The following is a 20,456-nucleotide window of genomic DNA, read 5'->3' as shown; positions in this document are numbered from 1 at the left end:
GTCGTCTATGAACCGAGCTAATCAGTATCAACAACGCCAGCAAGCATTAGCACCACTGTCTCGTTCTGAACCATGGGATATGCTCATTATCGGTGGCGGGATCACTGGTGCTGGTATTGCTCGCGAAGCAGCAAGGCGCGGCTTAGCAGTCCTATTAATTGAGCAAAAAGACTTCGCTTGGGGCACCTCCAGCCGCTCAAGCAAAATGGTACATGGCGGGCTACGTTACATTGCCTCAGGCGATTTCAAGACGACACTGCACAGCGTACGCGAGCGTGAACGCATGCTGAATGAAGCAAGTGGCCTCGTTAATGAGATGCACTATGTCATGCCCCATTACAAAGGCAAGTTTCCACCGCCATGGATATTTAATAATCTACTTAGGGTATATGATAAGCTCGCGGGTAAGCACTACTTTAAGTACTTTAAAAAAGACGCCTTTCTTAGCCTTAATCCTCATATTAAACAAGATAAGTTTTTGGGTGCCAGTCAATTTAGTGATGCCGTGACCGATGACTCACGGCTCGTGATGCGGGTATTGGACGAAGCTATTCATGATGGTGCGCACGCGATTAACTATCTTAAAGCAGAATCACTCATAACCACTGAACAAGGTTTAGTGGTGGGGGCTACTCTAAAAGACACCTCTCCTCAACATAGTACCCATACTTACGACGTTCAGGCCAAAGTCGTGGTCAGTGCCACGGGCGCTTGGGCAGATACGTTACGGATGCAAGCCAGTCAGCAAACGGAACAAACCTTTCATAAGCAAATTCGTCCATCGCGTGGCAGTCATTTGGTGGTCAGTCAAGAGCGCCTACCGCTCAATCAAGCCTATACCTTTTTGCATCCTGTCGATAAAAGAGCAATCTTTGTCTTTCCGTGGGAAAACCGAACCGTTCTTGGTACTACTGATTTGGACCATCCACCCTTAGATGATACAGAAGTCGGCATTACCAATGCTGAGGTGGACTATCTGTTGACCGCGACCAATGATCTTTTTGATGATGTAGATATTAGCCGCAAGGATGTCATCAGCTCATGGGCAGGCGTGCGCCCACTGATTTCTGATGGCAATGATGGTAAGCGCGTCAGTCCTAGTAAGGAAAAACGCGATCATAGCGTCTGGTTGGATAATAATCTGGTCACTGTAAGCGGTGGCAAATTAACCACTTTTCGCCTAATCGCCCTTGATGTGCTAAAAGTCTGTCAAAAGGTGCTCGAACTCGATGAATCAGCTACTCAAGATAATGTGTTGTATAGCAGCCAAGTTTTTAGCAAGCAAACCTCAACCAATCCTAAATTTACTGCCCTGCCGCTACCATTACAACAGCGCTTAAAAGGTTTTTATGGCCTACAGCTCGATACTTTGCTAGAGCTGGCTCATGACGATGACTTGGCTTATGTGACCGATAGCAATACCATTTGGGCGGAGATTCGCTTTGCTGCTCGCTATGAGCAGGTTATTCATTTGGATGATTTATTACTACGACGCACGCGCTTGGGTCTTATATTGCCCAATGGTGCGATGACCCCGCTAATCAGTCAGCGAGTCAAGCAAATATGTCAGCAGGAGCTAGGCTGGGATGAGCAAAAATGGCAGCAAGAGGCTGACCGTTATCAAGCCTTATGGCAACGCTACTATTATCTGCCTGCGGCTTAGCGCTCTTTTACATCCTAATTTATCTATACTAAACTCATTGTTGAAAAGATATGACGGAACTGGGATGAATTTTTTCAGCCTCTGTCGGCGTAGGCACAGCAAGCTAGAAAAATTAATACCCGTTCCGCTTGATACTCTAAGTTAGCTTCAACCTATATTCCCACATAGTTAAGGATGACTATGACCGACAACTTTGATGCGCCTATTTATTTCTTAGCCATCGACAATGGCACCCAAAGCGTCAGAGCGCTTATCTTTGATCAATTCGGCACCGAGATAGCCAAAGCACGCGTTCCTATCGAGCCGTATTTTTCTGAGCAGCCTAGTTTTGCCGAGCAACATGCCGATTACTATTGGCAAAAATTAAGCGAGGCCTGTCAGCAGTTGTGGCAAAATTGCGATATCACGCCAGTACAAATTGCCGGCGTTAGCCTCGCCACCCAGCGCTATACCATGATATGTTTGGACAAGGATAAACAACCGCTACGCCCAGCCATTGTGTGGATGGATTTGCGTCGCGGCGAGAACAATGACATAGGCTTTCTAGGTCCACTCACCAAAGTCATCGGTATGGGCGAGCTGGTACAAGAGGCGCAGCAAAAAGCACGCTGTAATTGGCTTGCGCATCATGAGTCAGAGATATGGGCAAAAACAGCCTATTATGTCAATTTATCAGCGTACCTCACCTATCAGCTCACAGGCGAGATTGCCGACTCTACTGGTCATGCCTTAGGCTACCTGCCTTACGATTACAAAACACAAGCATGGTTTAAGCCAAACAACATCAAATGGCGACTGTTCAGTTGTCGACTAGAGCAAATGCCTAGACTCATTGCACCGGGGCAGCTACTTGGTCATATTACCGCTCACGCTGCCGCCGCTACTGGTATTCTTGAAGGCACGCCAATGATTGCTGCCGCCAGTGATAAAGCTTGCGAAGCGTTGGGTTCCGCCGGACTTGCCGCCGATACCGCCTGCTTAAGCTTTGGCACTACTGCGACTATCAATACCACGTCGAGCCGTTATATTGAGATACTCAAGCACATGCCCGCTTATACCGCCGCCGCGCCAAATTACTACAATCATGAGTATATGATTTATCGCGGCTTTTGGATGGTTAGCTGGTTTAAAGAGCAATTTGCCCAGTATGAAGAGCAACTGGCAAAAACGCAGGGTGTTGATACTGAAAAACTACTCGACAAGGCAGTCAAAGACATTCCAGCAGGCTGTATGGGTTTGATGATGCAGCCGTACTGGTCGCCCGGTGTTCGTCATCCAGGTCTTGAAGGCAAAGGTGCGCTTATTGGTTTTGGTGATGTACATACGCGAGCGCATGTCTACCGCGCTATTTTAGAAGGGCTGGCTTATGAGCTAAAGCTTGGTTTTGATACCATTGAGAAGCGTACAGGCAAAGCCATTAAGCATCTGCGTGTGTCTGGCGGTGGCTCCCAAAGTGACTCAGCGATGCAACTGACGGCAGATATCTTTGGTATGCCTGCTTATCGACCGCATACTTATGAAGCCTCAGGCTTAGGCGCTGCCATCAACTGTGCGGTGGGACTTGGCGTTTATCCTGACCATTTAACCGCAACTCAGGCCATGACCCATTTGGGCGATGAATTCTTACCCATTGACGCCAATGTTCAGCTCTACAAACGTCTTTATAATGAGGTTTATCTCAAAATGTATGAGCGTCTAAAACCCTTATATCAAAGTATTCAAGATATTACCGGTTATCCAGCTAAATAACATTCAATGTCTGTTTAGACTTAATGCTGATTAGGCTTTGCAGTTTTCATTACTATTTAATGCAGTATGCATACGGTTTAGCCCTTCTATCAGTAGCGCTTTAGGGCACGCTACATTAAGGCGCATTTTAAGATGTCCCTCATTACCATATTTGATACCTGCACTCAGCTCAACCTTAGCGGCTCTCAATTTGTCATAAAGCGTTTGATCGTCTTGCTCATATGCCGAGCAGTCAAGCCAAATCAAATACGAAGCTTCTGGACGCATCACCTTAATTTTAGGTAAATGCTCTTCTAAAAATTGCAGGGTTAAGTCAATATTGGCTTCAATATAAGTCAGCGCCTGCGCCAACCACTCACCACCTTGCTCATATGCACTACGCATCGCTGTATAAGCAAATAAGTTTAGCTCATGTTCGTCACTTAAACGCTGCTGCTGGTTAATTTTACTCAGTAATGCGCTGTCTTTAGCAAATATCATCGAGCCTTTGGTACCGGCAATATTAAAGGTTTTGGTCATCGAGGTTAGGCTTACTACTTTGTGTTCATAGTCTTTTGCTAGGGTTAAAAAAGGCGTGAATGTATGCCCACTCAAAGTTAAATCTTGATGAATCTCATCACTCACAATCGCCACATCGTGCTTTTTGCAAATCGAAAGCAACGCCTCAATTTCATCTGCTGTCCATACCCGCCCGCCCGGATTATGCGGATTGCAGAACAAATACAGCCTAACTTTATGCTCGATAATTTTGGCTTCGATATCGACTAAATCTAGATGATATCGGCCCTCAACCTCCTGTAATGCAGAAGTCACCAGCTTACGATCATTGTCTAAAACCTTGGTCATAAAAGGCGTATAAATAGGGTCATTGATGAGTACCGCATCCCCTACCTCGGTAAATACCTTCATCATCAGTACCAAACTTGGCACGACACCCGGAGAAAACAGGATATCCTGCTTATCCAGCCACAAGTCATAACGACTGCCATGCCAGTCGATAATCGCTTGATACAACGGCTCGGTCGGCACGGTATAACCCAATATGCCATGCTGCGCTACTTGCTCAATCGCCGCTAAAATAGGCTGAGCAGTCTTAAAGTCCATATCCGCTACCCACAGCGGAATCGTGTCATCGGTATAGTGCCATTTAAACGATCCCGTGTTACGTCTGTCTATTATTTTATTAAAGTTGTACAACACCAGCATTCCCCTTTACGATTGCTTTATATTATAACTGTTCATCCATCGGCTTAAATGATATTCGAAAATATAACATCATCATTATTTGAATAATGGTTAAAAATTAGTGTTACATTAATGTTGCGGACTCTACATATGATCATTTATTTATGCCAGAGTACGCTGATATTGCAAGGATTGTGATCTATCAGCTTTTACTCAAACCCCCTACTAAGCCAAGATGGCTTGTCTAAAAGGATTTAGCATGATGAAAATGGACTTTTTACCAAACTTAGCACTCAAAACGTGTGCCCTTACTTTAGCCATCGCTGCCACCGCTTCATGCACGACTATGGCAACAGGCGCTGACTATCAAATGTCAAATGCACAAACCACCGCAAACACTACTAGCACTACTGCCCTCGCTCTTGGCAATACAGCCACTGCTGGCGGCAGCAATGATACTGTTGCAATCGGTAATATGGCCAATGCAGGACTTAATTCGGCAACTGCCATCGGCGGTCAAGCCAATGCCGCAGGTCTAGGCTCAACGTCTATCGGTTGGCAATCAAAAGCCACTGCCGAACGCGCGCAAGCCTTTGGTCATCTAGCCAATGCTAGCGGCGTACGCTCTACCGCTGTTGGTGAAGCAGCCATGGCTGGTGGCACTAACGATACCGTCGCTGTCGGCAATAAAGCCAATGCAGGTCTGAACTCAGCAACGGCTGTTGGCGGTGAAGCCAATGCCGCAGGTCTAGGCTCGACGTCTATCGGTTGGCAGTCAAAAGCCACTGCCGAACGCGCGCAAGCATTCGGTCATATAGCCAATGCTAGTGGCGTACGCTCTACCGCAGTTGGTGAAGCGGCTGCCGCACAAGGTGCAAACTCGGTAGCGTTAGGCAATAAATCTATGGCTGGCGGCATGAATAGCATCGCTATCGGTAACGGAGCAATGGCGACGAAAAACAATCAAGTCGTCTTAGGTAATGCTGGACAAGTGCAGTCCAGTACTGCGTCTCAGTCAGGTACGGTCAGAATCGTCACTATCGATGACAATGGTACTTTAGGTACTATGATGGTTGATTACTATAAAAAATCAGCTAAATAATAGTAATCAATCAGAGCCAAGCTGCTAACGCTGGTGCAATTATCACCAGCTATACTCAATAAGATAATAAGACCTCGCGATTGCGAGGTTTTTGCTATTTGAGATTACGGTACTAGGTTTAGGGGTTTGGCTTGGGGCTTTAGATGGTTTGGGAATAGTTTAGAATTTGCGGATTAGAAGGTAAAACCGTTGCAGTAATAAGGGGAGCCAATCCTGCCATTCGCTATTATCTGCTTATCTAGGTGTGAGGATGGATCAAGCGAAGTACTGCTTCGCCCTGACGCAAGAGAAAATCTATGATTTTCTGTGGCTAGGTTTGGTCACGAGACTGCCCCAAAACCTAGCCTTCGCAACACGCCTATTCAAGCAGGATAGCCTTAAGAAACTCTCATTTAAGAGAGTTTCACTTGCAAGCCTAAAATTGCAGTGCAATTTTTTTACGGCTCTCATATCAGGGCTAAAACGCGCCTTCGTGGCAAGCTCTAAAATTGAGACTAACTATCGCGTTTTTTTGAAACCCTTAGTAGCTAATATTCAAGTCAACTTTGGTTCTCTTTGCTACAATAGATTGAATAATAAATCAGCTGCAAACTTATAACAGCTCAACAGAACATAAATTTATGACTTTATAATTAAAATCAGTAAAAATTAAGGAATCTTAGTGTCATTAAATATCCCGAATAGAATGAAAGAAAGACTAGAACAAGATTCTGGTATCAACTCTTTTACTTTAACAAGCGTAAACAATCTTAAACCTTGGCTAGATGCAAATACAACAGTGTTTTTTCCTGAGTACACTGATCATAGTTTCATACATTTGAATGAAGTCTTAGCGACAGCTGAAAGTATTATTACAGATGAAAGCTGGGATACCATAACACCCGAAGACGTATCAGCAATGATAATTTCCGTCTTACTTCATGATTGCGCAATGCATATTACAGAAGATGGGTTCTATTCTCTGATAACAGATACTTATCCTTCAATTAAATCTCAATATTTTAGTACCGATCCTAAATGGAGTGAGATGTGGTCTGACTATATCGCAGAAGCTAAACGTTTTAACTCTGATAAGCTCAAGTCTATTTTCAATGACTCTAAACCTGTCAGTGATATTCCAGATAATAAAATAGATCTTACGACTAGAGATAAACTATTGATTGGTGAGTTTATTAGAAGGCATCATGCTCGAATAGCACACGAGATCGTGTTTAATGGTGTACCAGGAACTGATGGAAAAACTCTCAAGCTAGCGGAAGAACCAAGACGACATTTTTTAGATTTGTGTGGGTTCATTGCTAAAAGTCATAATATGTCTCTAAGGCAAGCCGTAGATGCTCTTAATACAAAGAAGAAAAGAGAGCATCTTGGTTGCCACGTTCCATTCTTGATGTCCGTATTACGTATCTCGGACTATATTCAGGTACAAGCAACTAGAGCGCCTTCTCAACTATTAAATGTTAAATCGTTGATTAGCCCTATATCAAAAGGTGAGTGGAAAAAGCATGATGCTATTCTCGAAATCAATCATGCCGATGAAGATCCAGAAGCTTTATTTATAGATGCTGAACCTCAAGATGCGATTCTTTTCGAAGACTTGAGATGGCTTTTCACTGACATCCAAAGAGAGCTGGATGAGGTTTGGGCTGTGCTGGGCGAGGTTTATGGAAGGTACGATAAGATGGCTAATCTAGGTATCAATATTCGTCGCCTACGCTCTTCATTAGATGATATCAATGAATATACTAGAAATAAAAAACCTGAATTTATCCCTAAGGTTCTCAAATTTCGAACTGCTGATTCTGAAATGATGGAACTACTTATTGCACCTTTATATGGGAACAAACCAGAAATTGGTATTAGAGAATTAGTACAAAATTCAGTAGATGCCTGTTTAGAGCTTGAAGATATAAGCAAAAAACAGCAAAAAATTGTCATCGAAAAACCTGAAGACTTTGATGTATGCGTTTCAGTAATTGAGCATGGAGATTATGGTGAAGTAATTGTAGAGGATTACGGTGTAGGCATGACACTTGATATTATCGAAAACTATTTCTTAAATATCGGTGCTTCCTTTAGAAATAGTGATAGATGGAAAAAAACTCATGAAACTGAAGGTAGCTCTGATATTCACCGTACAGGAAGATTTGGTATCGGATTGTTAGCAGCCTACCTATTGGGTGATGAATTAGAGGTTGAAACCAGACACATAAGCTGTCCAGAAAATAAAGGTTTGAAGTTTCGATGCAGTCGAGGAAGTAAGTCTGTCACTATATCTCATACTGATTGTCACGTAGGTACTAAGGTATCTATTAAGACAAGTAAAAATATTGTTTGTAATTTAAGCAAAAATCCAAAATCTTGGGATTGGTACTGTTTATCAGTGCCTAAAGTAAAGAGAAGTTTAATTAAGGTTAATGATTCTAATGAGAAACATACAAAGTTCTTGGAACAAAATATAGTTGTTCCACAATCTAGAAGTAATTTACAAGGTACTAACTGGTTTAGAGTTGAAACTGAAGGACTTGACGATGTAGTTTGGTCATACGAAGGTTTTGAAACTAAAGATAGTGAATATCATTCAAACAAATATTTCTCAGTATTAGTGTGCAATGGTATATTTATCAATTCAGTTAAATACAATAGCAACATAAAATTCCTCTGGGATAGAGGAAATCAAATACTTACTCCAGAAGATCCAACTGTAGTAGTTTATGACCAAGACGGGCAAGTACCGCTTGATATACAAAGAAATAGCCTTACTTACTCTAACGCAAGTTTTATAAGCAAAGTAAGTAAAGATGTAACAAAGAAACTCATAGAGAATTTCTTTGAAAGCTTTAGTAAAACAGACTTTATTAGCATCGAAAATACTATCAAGAAAACTTTAATTTTGAGAAAGTTGAACTGGGAAATTGGTAGACATAAAGATAGCTACATTAGTGCTTTTTTGTTTTCAAGACAAGGTATATCTCTAGTAGATAAGCAAACTATAGTGAAATCCAAGCCAACTTCAATTCAAATCATTCCATTTCATGATACTCCTACTATAGAAAAAAAGCTTTTAAACGGTTTTTACACTGACTTCTCATTTGTTAAAGTTTCTGGCGATACTAAAACTGGTAGGCTAGATTGGGTTAGAAACTACTTTGAGTTTTCAAGTACAAATCACTATAGAGCCTTATATGGAAACTTCCTTTTAAAATTCTTGTCTGGTTCAAGGCTATTTATACGTATTGACGATTATGAAGAAATATGTAAACCAACATTTTTACCCAAACGTTTTCAGAACAAATTAGATATTATCTGGGAAAATAGTGATTGGTACATTTTAGAAAATAAAATTTCAAACGAATTGCCCGGGTTATTCAAACCAGAAGAAGTAATAAGCTTTTTGGAACAAGAAAAGCTAGTAGGTACTATCGCACACTACTTTGATTGGGATAACGTAGATCCAGATATATTAATAGAGAAAAAAGAAGTCGGATATTCCATAGTTGACACATGGTTAGAACTAAATAACGGAAAAGCTTATTTTAAAGTTTAAAATAAGCTTTATAACTATGTTTAAAACTAACGCCCCTTAAACTCAGCCTCACGTCTCTCAACCATCGCCATCGCACCCTCTTTGGCATCTTCTGAATGAAAGAGCGGTGGCAGATAACTATGGATATTGGCTAATGCAGTCGCAGCCCCATTACGACTGGCATCTTGCGCTGATGACAATAACCCTTGCACCCCAAGCGGTGCAGCGTTGCAAATTTCTTGGGCGATAGTTAGCGCGCGCTCGTATTCTTCTCCATTTGCCACCACTTCGCTGACCAAATTCAGTCTATCAGCCGTTTGCGCATCAAACGCTTTACCAGTGAGTAAATAAGGCATAGCTTTTTGCCAACCAGCAGCAGCGACAAAGCGTACGGTTGCGCCGCCAAAGGGCATGATGCCGCGCTGCACTTCCATTTGTGCAAAGTTGCAGTTATCACTTGCGATGACGACATCACTATTGAGCATCAGCTCAATCCCAGCGGTAAAGCACGTGCCTTGTACTGCGACGACAACGGGCTTACTGCGCAATTTTCCACCGATACCCCAAGGATCGATTTCGTCAGCAGTAAACTCAAACGCGCCTTTATCCCATTTATCTTGTAGCTCCATCAAATCAAGCCCTGCAGTGAAGTGCTCACCGTGAGCGAATATCAGCGCACAGCGAAGATTGGCATCATTTTCGTATTGAGTGAGTGCCTCAGATAATTGCTTAATCATATGACTGTCAAAGGCATTACGTTTATCAGCGCGATTGAGCCCGATCAAGCAGATGTAATCTTGAGTTTCATAAGTAATGCGAGTGTCATTGCTAGTAGAATTACTGTTATTACTTTCCGTAGTCATATTTTTATCCTTATTAGAGCGATCGTTTTATGGTTTGTCACATGGCGAATTAACACTGCTAAAAATCATGTAACTTACTTTCAATATAGACATACGCTACGTGCAACGCAAGCAACGTTTTAGCATGAGCATCAATAGCTGGTATCAATATCAGTTGACCTCATTTACGCTAATGTGCAACTATTATCCAACTCAAGACATGACTCAGAGCATTTTATGGAATTTTGGCACGGTTTTTTGCTTATCACCAGCGTCCATTTACTCGCTGCCGCCTCTCCGGGTCCTGATTTTGTATTGGTCTCGCAGCAAACCTTGGCAAAAGGTAGACGCACGGGTTTGATTTGTAGCCTTGGTATTACTTTAGGTCTTGCGATACACATCACTTATTCGGTGCTAGGACTGGCGACGGTAATTGCCCATTCGCAGCCATTACTTACTGCTATTAAATGGTTAGGTGGCAGTTATCTTATTTATTTAGGTTGGCAAGGTATTCAAGCCAAACCTAAAAAGCCAGCAGATTTAGCCCTTTCCGCAGAACCAACAGATTCAGGCGCTTACGTTTCGCAAGATACGCTTACCAAGCAAACGACGCTTAGCACTCATACAGCACTTTCTGATAAAGCTATTTCTAATAAAAAACCGCCTACTGATACTGAATCGACCACTGCCATTCTGCGCCGTGGCTTTTTTTGCAATGTATTTAATCCAAAAGCACCAGTGTATTTCGTGGCGATATTTACCTTAGTATTGTCACCTGACATACCGCTTTGGCAGTTAGCAATCTATGGCGTATGGATGATGGTCTTGCAGATGGCATGGTTTAGCACGGTGGTGATGTTACTGTCTATTCCTGCCATTCATCGTCGCTTTCAACGCTTTGAGCATTGGATAGACCGCGTCTTGGGTACAGCGATGATAATATTGGGATTAAATCTTATTTTACGTAGTCGATAAGACGCTAGTGACTCGTGAAATCTGCTAAAATGGTGCATTATATTCAAACATCAAAGCCCGATACTATGACCAGTAAGCCTATAAACCGTCGCCCGACCGCCAATAATCACAGAAACCGCTCGCCTGAGACTGCCAAAAAACTCGGTCAGCTGCATCCGCGCAATCCGCACCAAGGTCGCTATGACTTTGTGGCACTGACTCGTGCCTTACCAGAGCTTGCCAAGCACACCATTACCAATCCTAAAGGTGAGTCGACGATTAACTTCTCCGATCATCAAGCGGTACGAGTGCTCAATCAGGCGCTACTAGCAAATTATTATGGCGTGAAATTTTGGGATATTCCTGAAGGCTATCTCTGCCCACCAATCCCTGGTCGTGCCGACTATATCCATTATATCGCTGACCTGCTCGCGCAAACCACGCATGTGAATAAAGACAATACACCGCCAACTGGCAAAGAAATTCACGCCCTAGATATTGGCACGGGTGCCAGCGCGATTTATCCGATTATTGGTAGTCAAAGCTACGGTTGGCGATTTACCGCCTCAGACATTGACCCTATTTCGGTCAATACTGCCGCGCTGATTTGTGAGACCAATCCAAAGCTAAAAAGTGCCGTTAAAGTCAAACTACAGACCGAACCTAAATTTATTTTTAAAAATATCATCGGTCGCCAAGATTACTTTGATGTGGTGGTTTGTAATCCGCCGTTTCATGCCTCGTTGGAAGAAGCGATGGAAGCCAATAGTCGTAAGCAGCATAATTTACAACGACATCGTGGTAAGAATGAGAATGAACAAATCAGCCGCAGCTCAACAAAGTCTGGCAATGCCGCGCAAAACCTAAACTTTGGTGGTCAGCATAAAGAGCTGTGGTCTGAGGGCGGTGAGATTGCCTTTTTAACCAAAATGGCAAAAGAGAGTCAAGATTTCGCTGAGCATGTTGGCTGGTTTACGACACTGGTATCTAAGTCAGAAAACGTAAAACCTCTGCAATTACTGTTGAAACAACTTGGTGTCGCCCAAATGCGTATCATCGAGATGAGTCAAGGTCAAAAAAGTACTCGTATACTTGCATGGCGTTTTAATACTGATGAAGAGTAAATAATAATTAAGATCATAAATAACTATAGTTTCACGTGAAACAAAAAAGCACCCCTTTGATCATCAAAGGGGTGCTTTTTATTGTAGAGAATTAATCCAAATAATGGTGCTTATTAACGGATAAACATAACCTTTATACCAATGGCTATCAATACCAATCCACCAAGTATCTCAGCTTTATCCTCAAGCCACGTTCCAGAAAACTTACCTAAATAGATACCAAAAAAGCCAAATCCAGCGGTAACAATAGCGATGATGGAGCACGCTAACCACGCATTAAGTGCCAGTAAATTTAAAGTAAATCCTGCTGCCATGGCATCAATACTGGTGGCAATAGCCAGTGTAAACATCATGCGATGATTGATTTTTTCTTGCATATTTCTATCAAAACTGTCTTCTAATACCGCTTCAACCTCACCATTAAACGCTTCATATAACATCTTAGTGCCAAGCAGAATAAGGATACCACCGCCAATCCACGGTGCAGCAGTCGCTAACCAGCCTAGCAATACTGCGCCCAATAAATACCCTATCAGCGGCATAACGCCTTGTGCGATACCAAAATACAGTGCTGCATAAACCGCTAAACGTAAAACATAAGCGGACGATTGTTTTTGAGACTTAGCGCCTAAACCAATTGATACCGCAAACGCATCCATTGCCAATGCTATAGCAAGTAAAATAACTTCGATCATTTCTACATCCATTATTTAAAGCATTTATTCAATTAAGTTTCACGTGAAACAAGCTTGATATTAAAAAACCACCGCATTGGTTGCCAAAGCGGTGGTTTTTCATTGATTCACAATATTATGCCATTTAGATATCTAAATTAGAAACCGTTAACGCATTTTCTTCGATAAAGATACGACGCGGCTCTACATGATCACCCATCAAGCAGGTGAACATATGATCCGCTGCGATAGCATCTTCAATATTGACGCGCAGCATACGGCGGTTTTCAGGATCCATAGTGGTATCCCACAGCTGATCGGCATTCATCTCGCCCAACCCTTTATAGCGCTGGATCGCTAGACCACGACGCGCATCAAGCATCATTTGCTGCCACAAATAATCGAAGTCACGTATGGGGATGTCTTTGGTTGTACCCGCTGTTGCGTCACGGCGAATAAAAGCATCTTCATCAAGCAAGGTATTCCATTCAGCTGATAAACGCAGCAGCTTAGTATACTCACCCGAATTGATAAAGCTGGCATCGAGCAAGTAATGATGGGCCAACTGATGCACATAGACCGTAATACGTGGCAGCCATTGTGCTTTTGCGACTACCGCTTCAGTGTCAGAGCTATCACTTTCTTCAACGGCAACGACAGGTTTCATACCCAGTAAATCAGCGGCAGCAGCATCCATATTTTTAGGCTGCGGTGCATGGATATTCACCAGCTCAATCTCAGGACTTAAGTCACTACCAAAGTGTTCAAGCTGGGTCTGTAGCGTGTCTTTCCATGCTTGCATTACATCTTTATCATACGTCATATCAGTACTAAGCTTTGGCGTATGAGTCAATGCATCCAATAAGATGGCTGGATAACGAATCTGCAAACGCGCCTTAATCAGTTGCGTTTGGTTATAGTCGTTTAATAAAGTCTCTAACGCTTGACCAGTAATGGCAGGGGCGTCCGCACTGATATGCAGCCTAGTATTATCAATCGTTGAAGATAATAAATACGCTTTAAGCGCCTCATCGTCTTTTAGATATAGCTCTTGACGACCTTTTTTGACTTTATAAAGTGGTGGCTGAGCAATATAAATATAACCACGTTCAATCAATTCAGGCGTTTGACGGAAGAAAAAGGTCAATAGCAAAGTGCGAATATGCGACCCATCAACGTCCGCATCGGTCATGATAATGATTTTATGATAGCGAACTTTATCAGGATTATATTCATCAGGACCAATACCACAACCAAGTGCAGTAATTAGATTACCGACTTCTTGTGATGATAACATCTTGTCAAAACGCGCGCGCTCAACGTTTAGGATTTTACCTTTTAAAGGCAAAATTGCTTGCGTTTTACGGCTACGACCTTGCTTGGCTGAACCGCCAGCAGAGTCCCCTTCCACGATATATAACTCTGATAATGCAGGATCTTTTTCTTGGCAATCTGCCAATTTACCCGGCAGACCTGCGATATCTAATGTGGTCTTACGACGAGTCATCTCACGCGCTTTACGAGCGGCATCACGAGCACGAGCAGCATCAATTATTTTACCGGCAATCAATTTACCAGCGCTTGGATTTTCTTGCAGATAATCATTAAACTTATCGTGCATTGCTGATTCGACGGCAGATTTTACTTCACTTGATACCAGTTTATCTTTGGTTTGACTCGAAAACTTAGGATCTGGAACTTTGACAGATACGATAGCCGTTAGACCTTCACGGGCATCATCACCAGTCGCAGCCACTTTCTCTTTTTTGAAGAGATTTTCACGATCCATATAGGTATTTAAACAACGCGTGAGTGCTGAGCGGAAGCCAGATAAATGCGTGCCGCCATCGCGCTGTGGAATGTTATTGGTAAAACAAAACACCTTTTCGTTATAAGTATCTGTCCACTGCAACGCCACTTCGACACTGATACCATCATCTTGATTACTGATAAAATGGAACACATCATTGATGCCATCTTTACCAGCATTGATATAGCTGACAAACTCTGACAATCCACCTTTATGTTCAAACTCATGGCGCTTATCAATACGTTCATCAGTCAAAACAATACGTACGCCAGAGTTTAAGAATGACAATTCACGTAAACGCTTGGCTAAAATATCATATTCAAAAATAGTACCGGTAAATACGTCATTGCTAGGGTAAAAACGGATTTGTGTGCCAGTTTGATCTGTCGCTTCCATTTGCTGAATATCGCCATCAGGCACACCATCAGTATAAGTCTGATGATAATGATAACCTTCACGCCAGATATTCATCTCAAGCTTTTTGGATAGGGCGTTAACGACTGAAACGCCAACGCCATGCAGACCGCCAGAGACTTTATAGCTATTATCATCAAACTTACCACCAGCATGCAGTACCGTCATAATAACCTGTGCGGCAGACACACCTTCTTCTGGATGAATGTCAACAGGGACACCGCGACCATTATCCATCACGCTGACAGATTCATCTTCGTGGATAATGATATCAATTTGATCACAATGACCAGCAAGCGCTTCATCGATAGAGTTATCCACCACCTCAAAGACCATATGATGCAAGCCAGTACCATCATCGGTATCACCAATATACATACCAGGACGCACGCGCACCGCTTCTAGTCCGCGCAGTACTCGGATGTCTTTCGAGCTGTAATCAGAGGGTAATACCTCAGGAGCGACAGCGGCGGCAATAGTCTCAACTGCGCTGTCTGACGTTAATTGCTGGTGGTCGGTAGGTAATGAGTCACTCATGTGCATTCCTTGATCTAGCCATTATCAGCTGTTTATCATCAGCTCACCACAGTGGTGATACTTAATGATGCTATCTATAATATCGTTTTGTAGTCATATTCTGTCTTTATTAAGGTTGGCCCAAGCTTTTTAGAAAATAATATAGAGGCAAAAAACCAGATTGAAAAATATGTCAGGTCTGCATACTCTATTTGATCCATACTGCGATTATTCTTAAAACTATGAAGTTTAAAAATATTGAATCAAATTCATTGTTATCAATAACTTAAGTCCTTACAACCAATAATAAAAATCCATATAAAACGGTAAGATAACTTGCTAAGAATAGGACAAAAATAAAGCTCTATTTTAGCATTTTTTTGCCTGTAAGTCACTGTTTAGGGAACGATTTTTAAGTAGCAGAATGCGGTATAAGATGAGGGTGAAATATGCAAGGGGAAGGGTGCTTAAGGACATAAAATAAGGATTAATAACGCAGATATCAATACCCTAGTAAAAGCTACTGAGCTGGCAAAATACATCCTTGTTTCATGTGAAACACTTGAGATTTTTCCCAATATTTATGTACTAAAGGTAAAATACTGTCTGTCAAACTGGTCACAAATACCTGACATGGTAGCTGTGCTAATGTTGATAATAAAATCTCTATCGCCTTATCATCTAGCTCTGCAGTAATATCATCTAGTAATACTACTGGTGTAGCACTTAATTTAGCGTCACTGTTATATAGCTCGCTATTAGTTTTAGCATTAAGCAACAATGGTAATTGTGATAAACGCAATGCCGTAATCAACAGTTTTTTCTCTCCACGAGATAAGATATTAGCCGCCTGCTCTTTTAAAATAGGCAGTTTCACAGTCGAATCTGCTGATAAAGGTGAGTTTAGATTCTCATCAGCTATCTGTCTTGAGCCTATCGAGCGCCAATGTACGTGAATATCAGCACGATGGTTACCAATACGGGTATAACCCAACTGCAAATCCTGCTCTAGGCGTTCGTTAAGCTGTATGTCGAGCGCTATACCAGTATCATAGCCTGCATTGTAGCTTAAGCTCAATTGTTCAGCATAAGCAGGCAATAACTGTGCAATGCTCTTAGAAAAATAAGGCTGCCAAGCTTCAAATATAGCTTGACGGTAATGATGAATCAGCGCTGCATGACTGGCCAGCCCCTTATCCCAAGCTTTAAGCTCAGCGAGCTGAACCTGAGTTAAATGACGCCGTTGCTTTAGTAAACTATTGCGCTGTTTTAGAAGACGTTGATAAGCAACCCACTGGGGGTGAAAGCCTTGTTTCATGTGAAACACTAACCAATCCAATAGCTGGCGACGACTGGCACTACCCTGCTCTAGCATGTCCATCGTTGATGGGTCTATAAGCAATGTTGGTAGCTGCTCGGTCAAGATGCTTTGGTTGTATACAGTGGTTTGATTTAAACGCAGAATAGTCGTCGCATCTGCTTTCTTTTGGATAGCTAAGGTACGGCTGTCATTGAGCTTAGCATGTATAGTGGCAGACTCTTGATAATGTTGGATATAGCGTTTAGGCTGATGATGACGGAAACTTTTGCCTCTTGATAACAAAAATATAGCTTCAAGTAACGAGGTTTTACCACTGCCATTAGCGCCGATAATAACATTACAAGCTGCAGGAGATAAATTGATGTGCGTTAAATTGCGCAAGTGAGAGATTTGTAGACGTTCAATCATAATACCGACAGCCGCCTATAAATCCTACTTGTATTTTAGCAGGCAAAAGTTTAATTAAAATATAGAATGTTAAGCTTTGGAAGCTTAAAATTATCGATATGATGAGGGTTAAAATTCATAACAATTATAACTTTCAACCCTAATTATCTATCATTTAAAGAATAGATTATATGCGCATTGGCATAATAACGTATTGATGAAACTCATCATTTAACTGATTAACCAATACCGACGCATTTGACTGGCTCATATGCATTTGCAAGTCGCCTTGGATGACACCTAGCACGTCTTGTAGATAAGCAGCATTAAAGGACAACTCCATCGGCTCACCTTGATACTTAGCTTGAATCATCTCCACCGCTTCATCTTGCTCTGCATTATTGGCGCGTACTTCTACCATACCATCACTGGCAAAATTAAAGACTACTCCGCGAGACTTCTCATTACTCAAAATCGCGACACGGCGCAGCACATCCATCATTTTCTCTTGATTAAATAGAGCAAGTTTGTCTGTATTGCTAGGCATCACACGGCGATAATCAGGGAATTTACCATCAATCAGACGCGCGGTAAAAGTCACCATCAAATCCTGACTAACCTGCCCTGCACTATCCACATCACCAAAGGGTAAGCTCACTTGCAAAAATTCACGACCGAAACTCAACGTAACGGCATTGTCTTTATCACCAAGCATTTTGCCCAGCTCGGTAGCCAAACGCTCAAGCTCAATTACAGCCTTACGTGGCAAGATAGCCTGCATACTTAAATCAGCACTGACCTCAATAACACTACGTGCTAATGCCAGTCTATGACCATCGGTTGCAACAGTCGTTAACTGCTGCTGTGATACATCAAATAGCATACCCGTTAGATAATAACGGACATCTTGAATCGCCATCGCAAATTGGGTCTTATGAATTAAATCAATAAGACGGCTACGGCTAATCGTTAATGGTGTAATATTTTCAGGATTGCCCAAACTTGGATAATCCTCGCTAGGCAATGTCCCCAAGGTAAAACGGCTCTTGCCACTGGTCAATAAGCAGCGTTGGTTTTCTTGAGTTATCAGACTAACTTGTGCTTGAGCGGGTAAAGATTTACAAATATCTCTTAATTTAGTGGCAGGCAATGTCGTCGTACCTGCTTCAACACAAGCTCCAGCAGGCAATTTCAACGTCGATGTCAGCTCTACTTCTAAATCAGAAGCGGTCAAAACAAGCTCTGATTCAAATAGCTGTAGCTTGATATTACCCAAAATAACCATATTATGGCGTTTATCAGCAGCCTTGGCGATCAAGTTAATGGCTTTTAGTAACGACTCTCGATTAATCGATAATTGCATGCTTAGTTACTCTTATTTGATTGATTCTTTTTATAAAAATAAAGAATATTGACTTAATATACCCTGTCTACTGACGATAATCTATTAGGGGTCTGTATACGCCCGTTTTCAACATTATAAACCATATCTATCTACTAAAATATAGTGATAGTAGAGCCTTCTAACCAGCTTGCAGCATCAAAGCTAGGGTCTTGTAATCCTTGTCAAACGCTGGATCGGCGGCACGTAGCTCATTCACTTTATCACAAGCATGCATCACTGTTGTGTGGTCGCGTCCTCCAAAAGACTGCCCAATCTCAGGAAAACTCTCGCTGGTCAACTCTCGTGATAGTGCCATCGCTATTTGGCGAGGTCTAGCAATACTACGCGTACGCTTGCGACCAAGCATATCTTTAATCGTCACATCATAATATTCAGCGACCACTTTACGAATATTATCCATATTGACCGCTTGTACGCGCATGGCAACAATATCTTTTAAGGCATATTGCACCATTTCAAGGGTAATAGGGGCGCCGGTTAAGTTAGCATTGGCAAATACTTGGTTTAAAGCACCTTCTAAACGTCTCACATTAGAAACAACATTTTGAGCGATGAATAACGCACATTCTTTAGGAAGGCTCATTCCATAAGAGGCGGCTTTCCTTTGTAAGATTTGTACGCGCGTATCAATTTCAGGCGGATCAACTGCGACCGTTAAGCCCCAAGAAAAACGAGATCTAAAGCGCTCGTCAAATTCAGTCATTTGTGATGGATGACGATCGGATGCCAAAATCAGCTGTTTATCACCACTAGTAAAATCTGCAAACAATGTTAAAAACTCATTACTACTTTTAGTCTTTCCAGCTAATACATGAATATCATCTACTATTAATAAATCTACTTTTTTTATTTTCTTTTTAAAGTCTTCTATTTTATTATTTCTTAATGAATAAACCAATTGATTAATAAATTTTTCAGAAGTGAAATAATAAAAAGTTTGATTATTTTTTAAATAGCGATGTGCTACTGAATGCATTAAATGGGTTTTTCCCAAACCAGAAGGTCCATATATAAATAAAGGATTGTGGCGATTCTTTGATTGGCGTTTACCAAGCTCATAGCATGCCTTATAGGCAAGGTTATTAGACTTACCTGTGACAAAGGTTTCAAAGGTAAAATCAGGATTTAAATAATTTAAGGATTTCGCATCAGCAGAGTCAACGGCTTCCGCATGACGCATATTGGCATCGATATCTGCTTTGGCATTATTATGATGAATGGTTTCAAAATCATGATTTGCAAGGGTAGGGGAGAGGTTATCTTCTGAGAATAAAGACCCTGATTGTAGCGAGCTAGTATCATCAGCAGTACGACCAGCATTATCAACACGTACAATAACTTCTTCGATACTTCCTTGGCTATGCTTAGTAACCAGCTGTTGAATATCCTCTAAGTGGTTCTTTTTAATGTAAGTTACAAAGTAATCATTAGGTGCAAGAATGATTAAAGTGTTGTTTTCTTGATGAGCTGACAATGGTCTTAACCACATGGTAAACACGTTATCTTTGACATGATAACGTAAGTCGTTTAGGCATTTATCCCAAATATTTGCTGTATCTATCATGAATATCAGTAGCCCTATAGTTCAAAGTATTAGCATTTTTTATTGTAAGAATGGATCGAATTAGGTCTAAAAAGGCGTTGAGGTTTACGTTAAACAACCTATTACAAAGTACACTAACACCTTATATCTTATAGGGGAGTAATCTACCACAAATAACCTGTGGATAAAACCTTGTTTTCTGGGGATAAGCCTGTGGATATTTTTGTGTATAAGTAATCAT

General features: G+C 41.7%; 13 protein-coding genes. 6 read left to right on the top strand and 7 right to left on the bottom strand.

Going from position 1 to position 20,456, the window contains the following annotated elements:
* The first annotated feature begins 7 nt into the window (after positions 1-7).
* Positions 8-1,663, top strand: a complete 1,656-nt coding sequence (locus PSYCG_RS00070) for a glycerol-3-phosphate dehydrogenase/oxidase (RefSeq protein ID WP_020442415.1) — start codon at positions 8-10, stop codon at positions 1,661-1,663.
* A 180-nt stretch (positions 1,664-1,843) separates the two neighbouring features.
* Positions 1,844-3,412, top strand: a complete 1,569-nt coding sequence (locus tag PSYCG_RS00065) for an FGGY-family carbohydrate kinase (protein ID WP_020442414.1) — start codon at positions 1,844-1,846, stop codon at positions 3,410-3,412.
* Positions 3,413-3,442: 30 nt separating this feature from the next.
* On the opposite strand, the gene PSYCG_RS00060 is transcribed toward PSYCG_RS00065, so the two are convergent.
* Positions 3,443-4,618, bottom strand: coding sequence for a MalY/PatB family protein (locus tag PSYCG_RS00060; protein WP_041772186.1), 1,176 nt, complete (start codon positions 4,616-4,618; stop codon positions 3,443-3,445).
* A gap of 238 nt (positions 4,619-4,856) precedes the next feature.
* Here PSYCG_RS00060 and PSYCG_RS00055 point away from each other — a divergent pair, with 238 nt between their 5' ends.
* A complete protein-coding gene (locus PSYCG_RS00055) occupies positions 4,857-5,699 on the top strand; it encodes a membrane protein (RefSeq protein ID WP_020442412.1) in 843 nt (280 codons plus the stop codon).
* A 661-nt stretch (positions 5,700-6,360) separates the two neighbouring features.
* Positions 6,361-9,246 carry an ATP-binding protein gene (locus PSYCG_RS00045; protein WP_144061735.1) on the top strand — a complete coding sequence of 962 codons (2,886 nt, stop codon included), beginning with the start codon at positions 6,361-6,363 and terminating at the stop codon, positions 9,244-9,246.
* Positions 9,247-9,272: 26 nt separating this feature from the next.
* On the opposite strand, the gene PSYCG_RS00040 is transcribed toward PSYCG_RS00045, so the two are convergent.
* Positions 9,273-10,088, bottom strand: a complete 816-nt coding sequence (locus PSYCG_RS00040) for a crotonase/enoyl-CoA hydratase family protein (protein ID WP_020442409.1) — start codon at positions 10,086-10,088, stop codon at positions 9,273-9,275.
* A 216-nt stretch (positions 10,089-10,304) separates the two neighbouring features.
* On the opposite strand from PSYCG_RS00040, the gene PSYCG_RS00035 reads away from it, so the two are divergent.
* Both PSYCG_RS00035 and rlmF read left to right on the top strand, forming a co-directional pair.
* Positions 10,305-11,042 carry a LysE family translocator gene (locus PSYCG_RS00035; RefSeq protein ID WP_020442408.1) on the top strand — a complete coding sequence of 246 codons (738 nt, stop codon included), beginning with the start codon at positions 10,305-10,307 and terminating at the stop codon, positions 11,040-11,042.
* A gap of 65 nt (positions 11,043-11,107) precedes the next feature.
* Positions 11,108-12,145 (top strand): 23S rRNA (adenine(1618)-N(6))-methyltransferase RlmF, encoded by a 1,038-nt coding sequence (gene rlmF, locus PSYCG_RS00030; RefSeq protein ID WP_041772346.1) that lies wholly within the window; start codon positions 11,108-11,110, stop codon positions 12,143-12,145.
* Positions 12,146-12,258: 113 nt separating this feature from the next.
* Here rlmF and PSYCG_RS00025 read toward each other — a convergent pair whose 3' ends face one another.
* The 5 genes from PSYCG_RS00025 to dnaA all read right to left on the bottom strand — a co-directional run bounded on the left by PSYCG_RS00025 (position 12,259) and on the right by dnaA (position 20,236).
* The gene (locus tag PSYCG_RS00025; RefSeq protein WP_020442406.1) at positions 12,259-12,840 is read right to left on the bottom strand and encodes a manganese efflux pump MntP family protein; all 582 of its coding nucleotides are present in this window, start codon (positions 12,838-12,840) and stop codon (positions 12,259-12,261) included.
* 124 nt (positions 12,841-12,964) lie between these two features.
* Positions 12,965-15,580, bottom strand: a complete 2,616-nt coding sequence (gene gyrB, locus PSYCG_RS00020) for a DNA topoisomerase (ATP-hydrolyzing) subunit B (RefSeq protein ID WP_020442405.1) — start codon at positions 15,578-15,580, stop codon at positions 12,965-12,967.
* A gap of 499 nt (positions 15,581-16,079) precedes the next feature.
* Complete coding sequence (gene recF / locus PSYCG_RS00015) at positions 16,080-17,288, bottom strand: DNA replication/repair protein RecF (protein WP_020442404.1); 1,209 nt, start codon at positions 17,286-17,288, stop codon at positions 16,080-16,082.
* Between the two features lie 166 nt (positions 17,289-17,454).
* Complete coding sequence (dnaN, locus tag PSYCG_RS00010) at positions 17,455-18,630, bottom strand: DNA polymerase III subunit beta (RefSeq protein WP_011512380.1); 1,176 nt, start codon at positions 18,628-18,630, stop codon at positions 17,455-17,457.
* A 160-nt stretch (positions 18,631-18,790) separates the two neighbouring features.
* Complete coding sequence (gene dnaA, locus PSYCG_RS00005; RefSeq protein ID WP_020442403.1) at positions 18,791-20,236, bottom strand: chromosomal replication initiator protein DnaA; 1,446 nt, start codon at positions 20,234-20,236, stop codon at positions 18,791-18,793.
* Positions 20,237-20,456: the final 220 nt, after the last annotated feature.

The sequence above is a fragment of the Psychrobacter sp. G genome (genome assembly GCF_000418305.1).
GTDB lineage: Bacteria > Pseudomonadota > Gammaproteobacteria > Pseudomonadales > Moraxellaceae > Psychrobacter > Psychrobacter cryohalolentis.
Note: the sequence above shows the minus strand (reverse complement) of the source record. Positions and strands in the feature narration are given on the sequence as shown.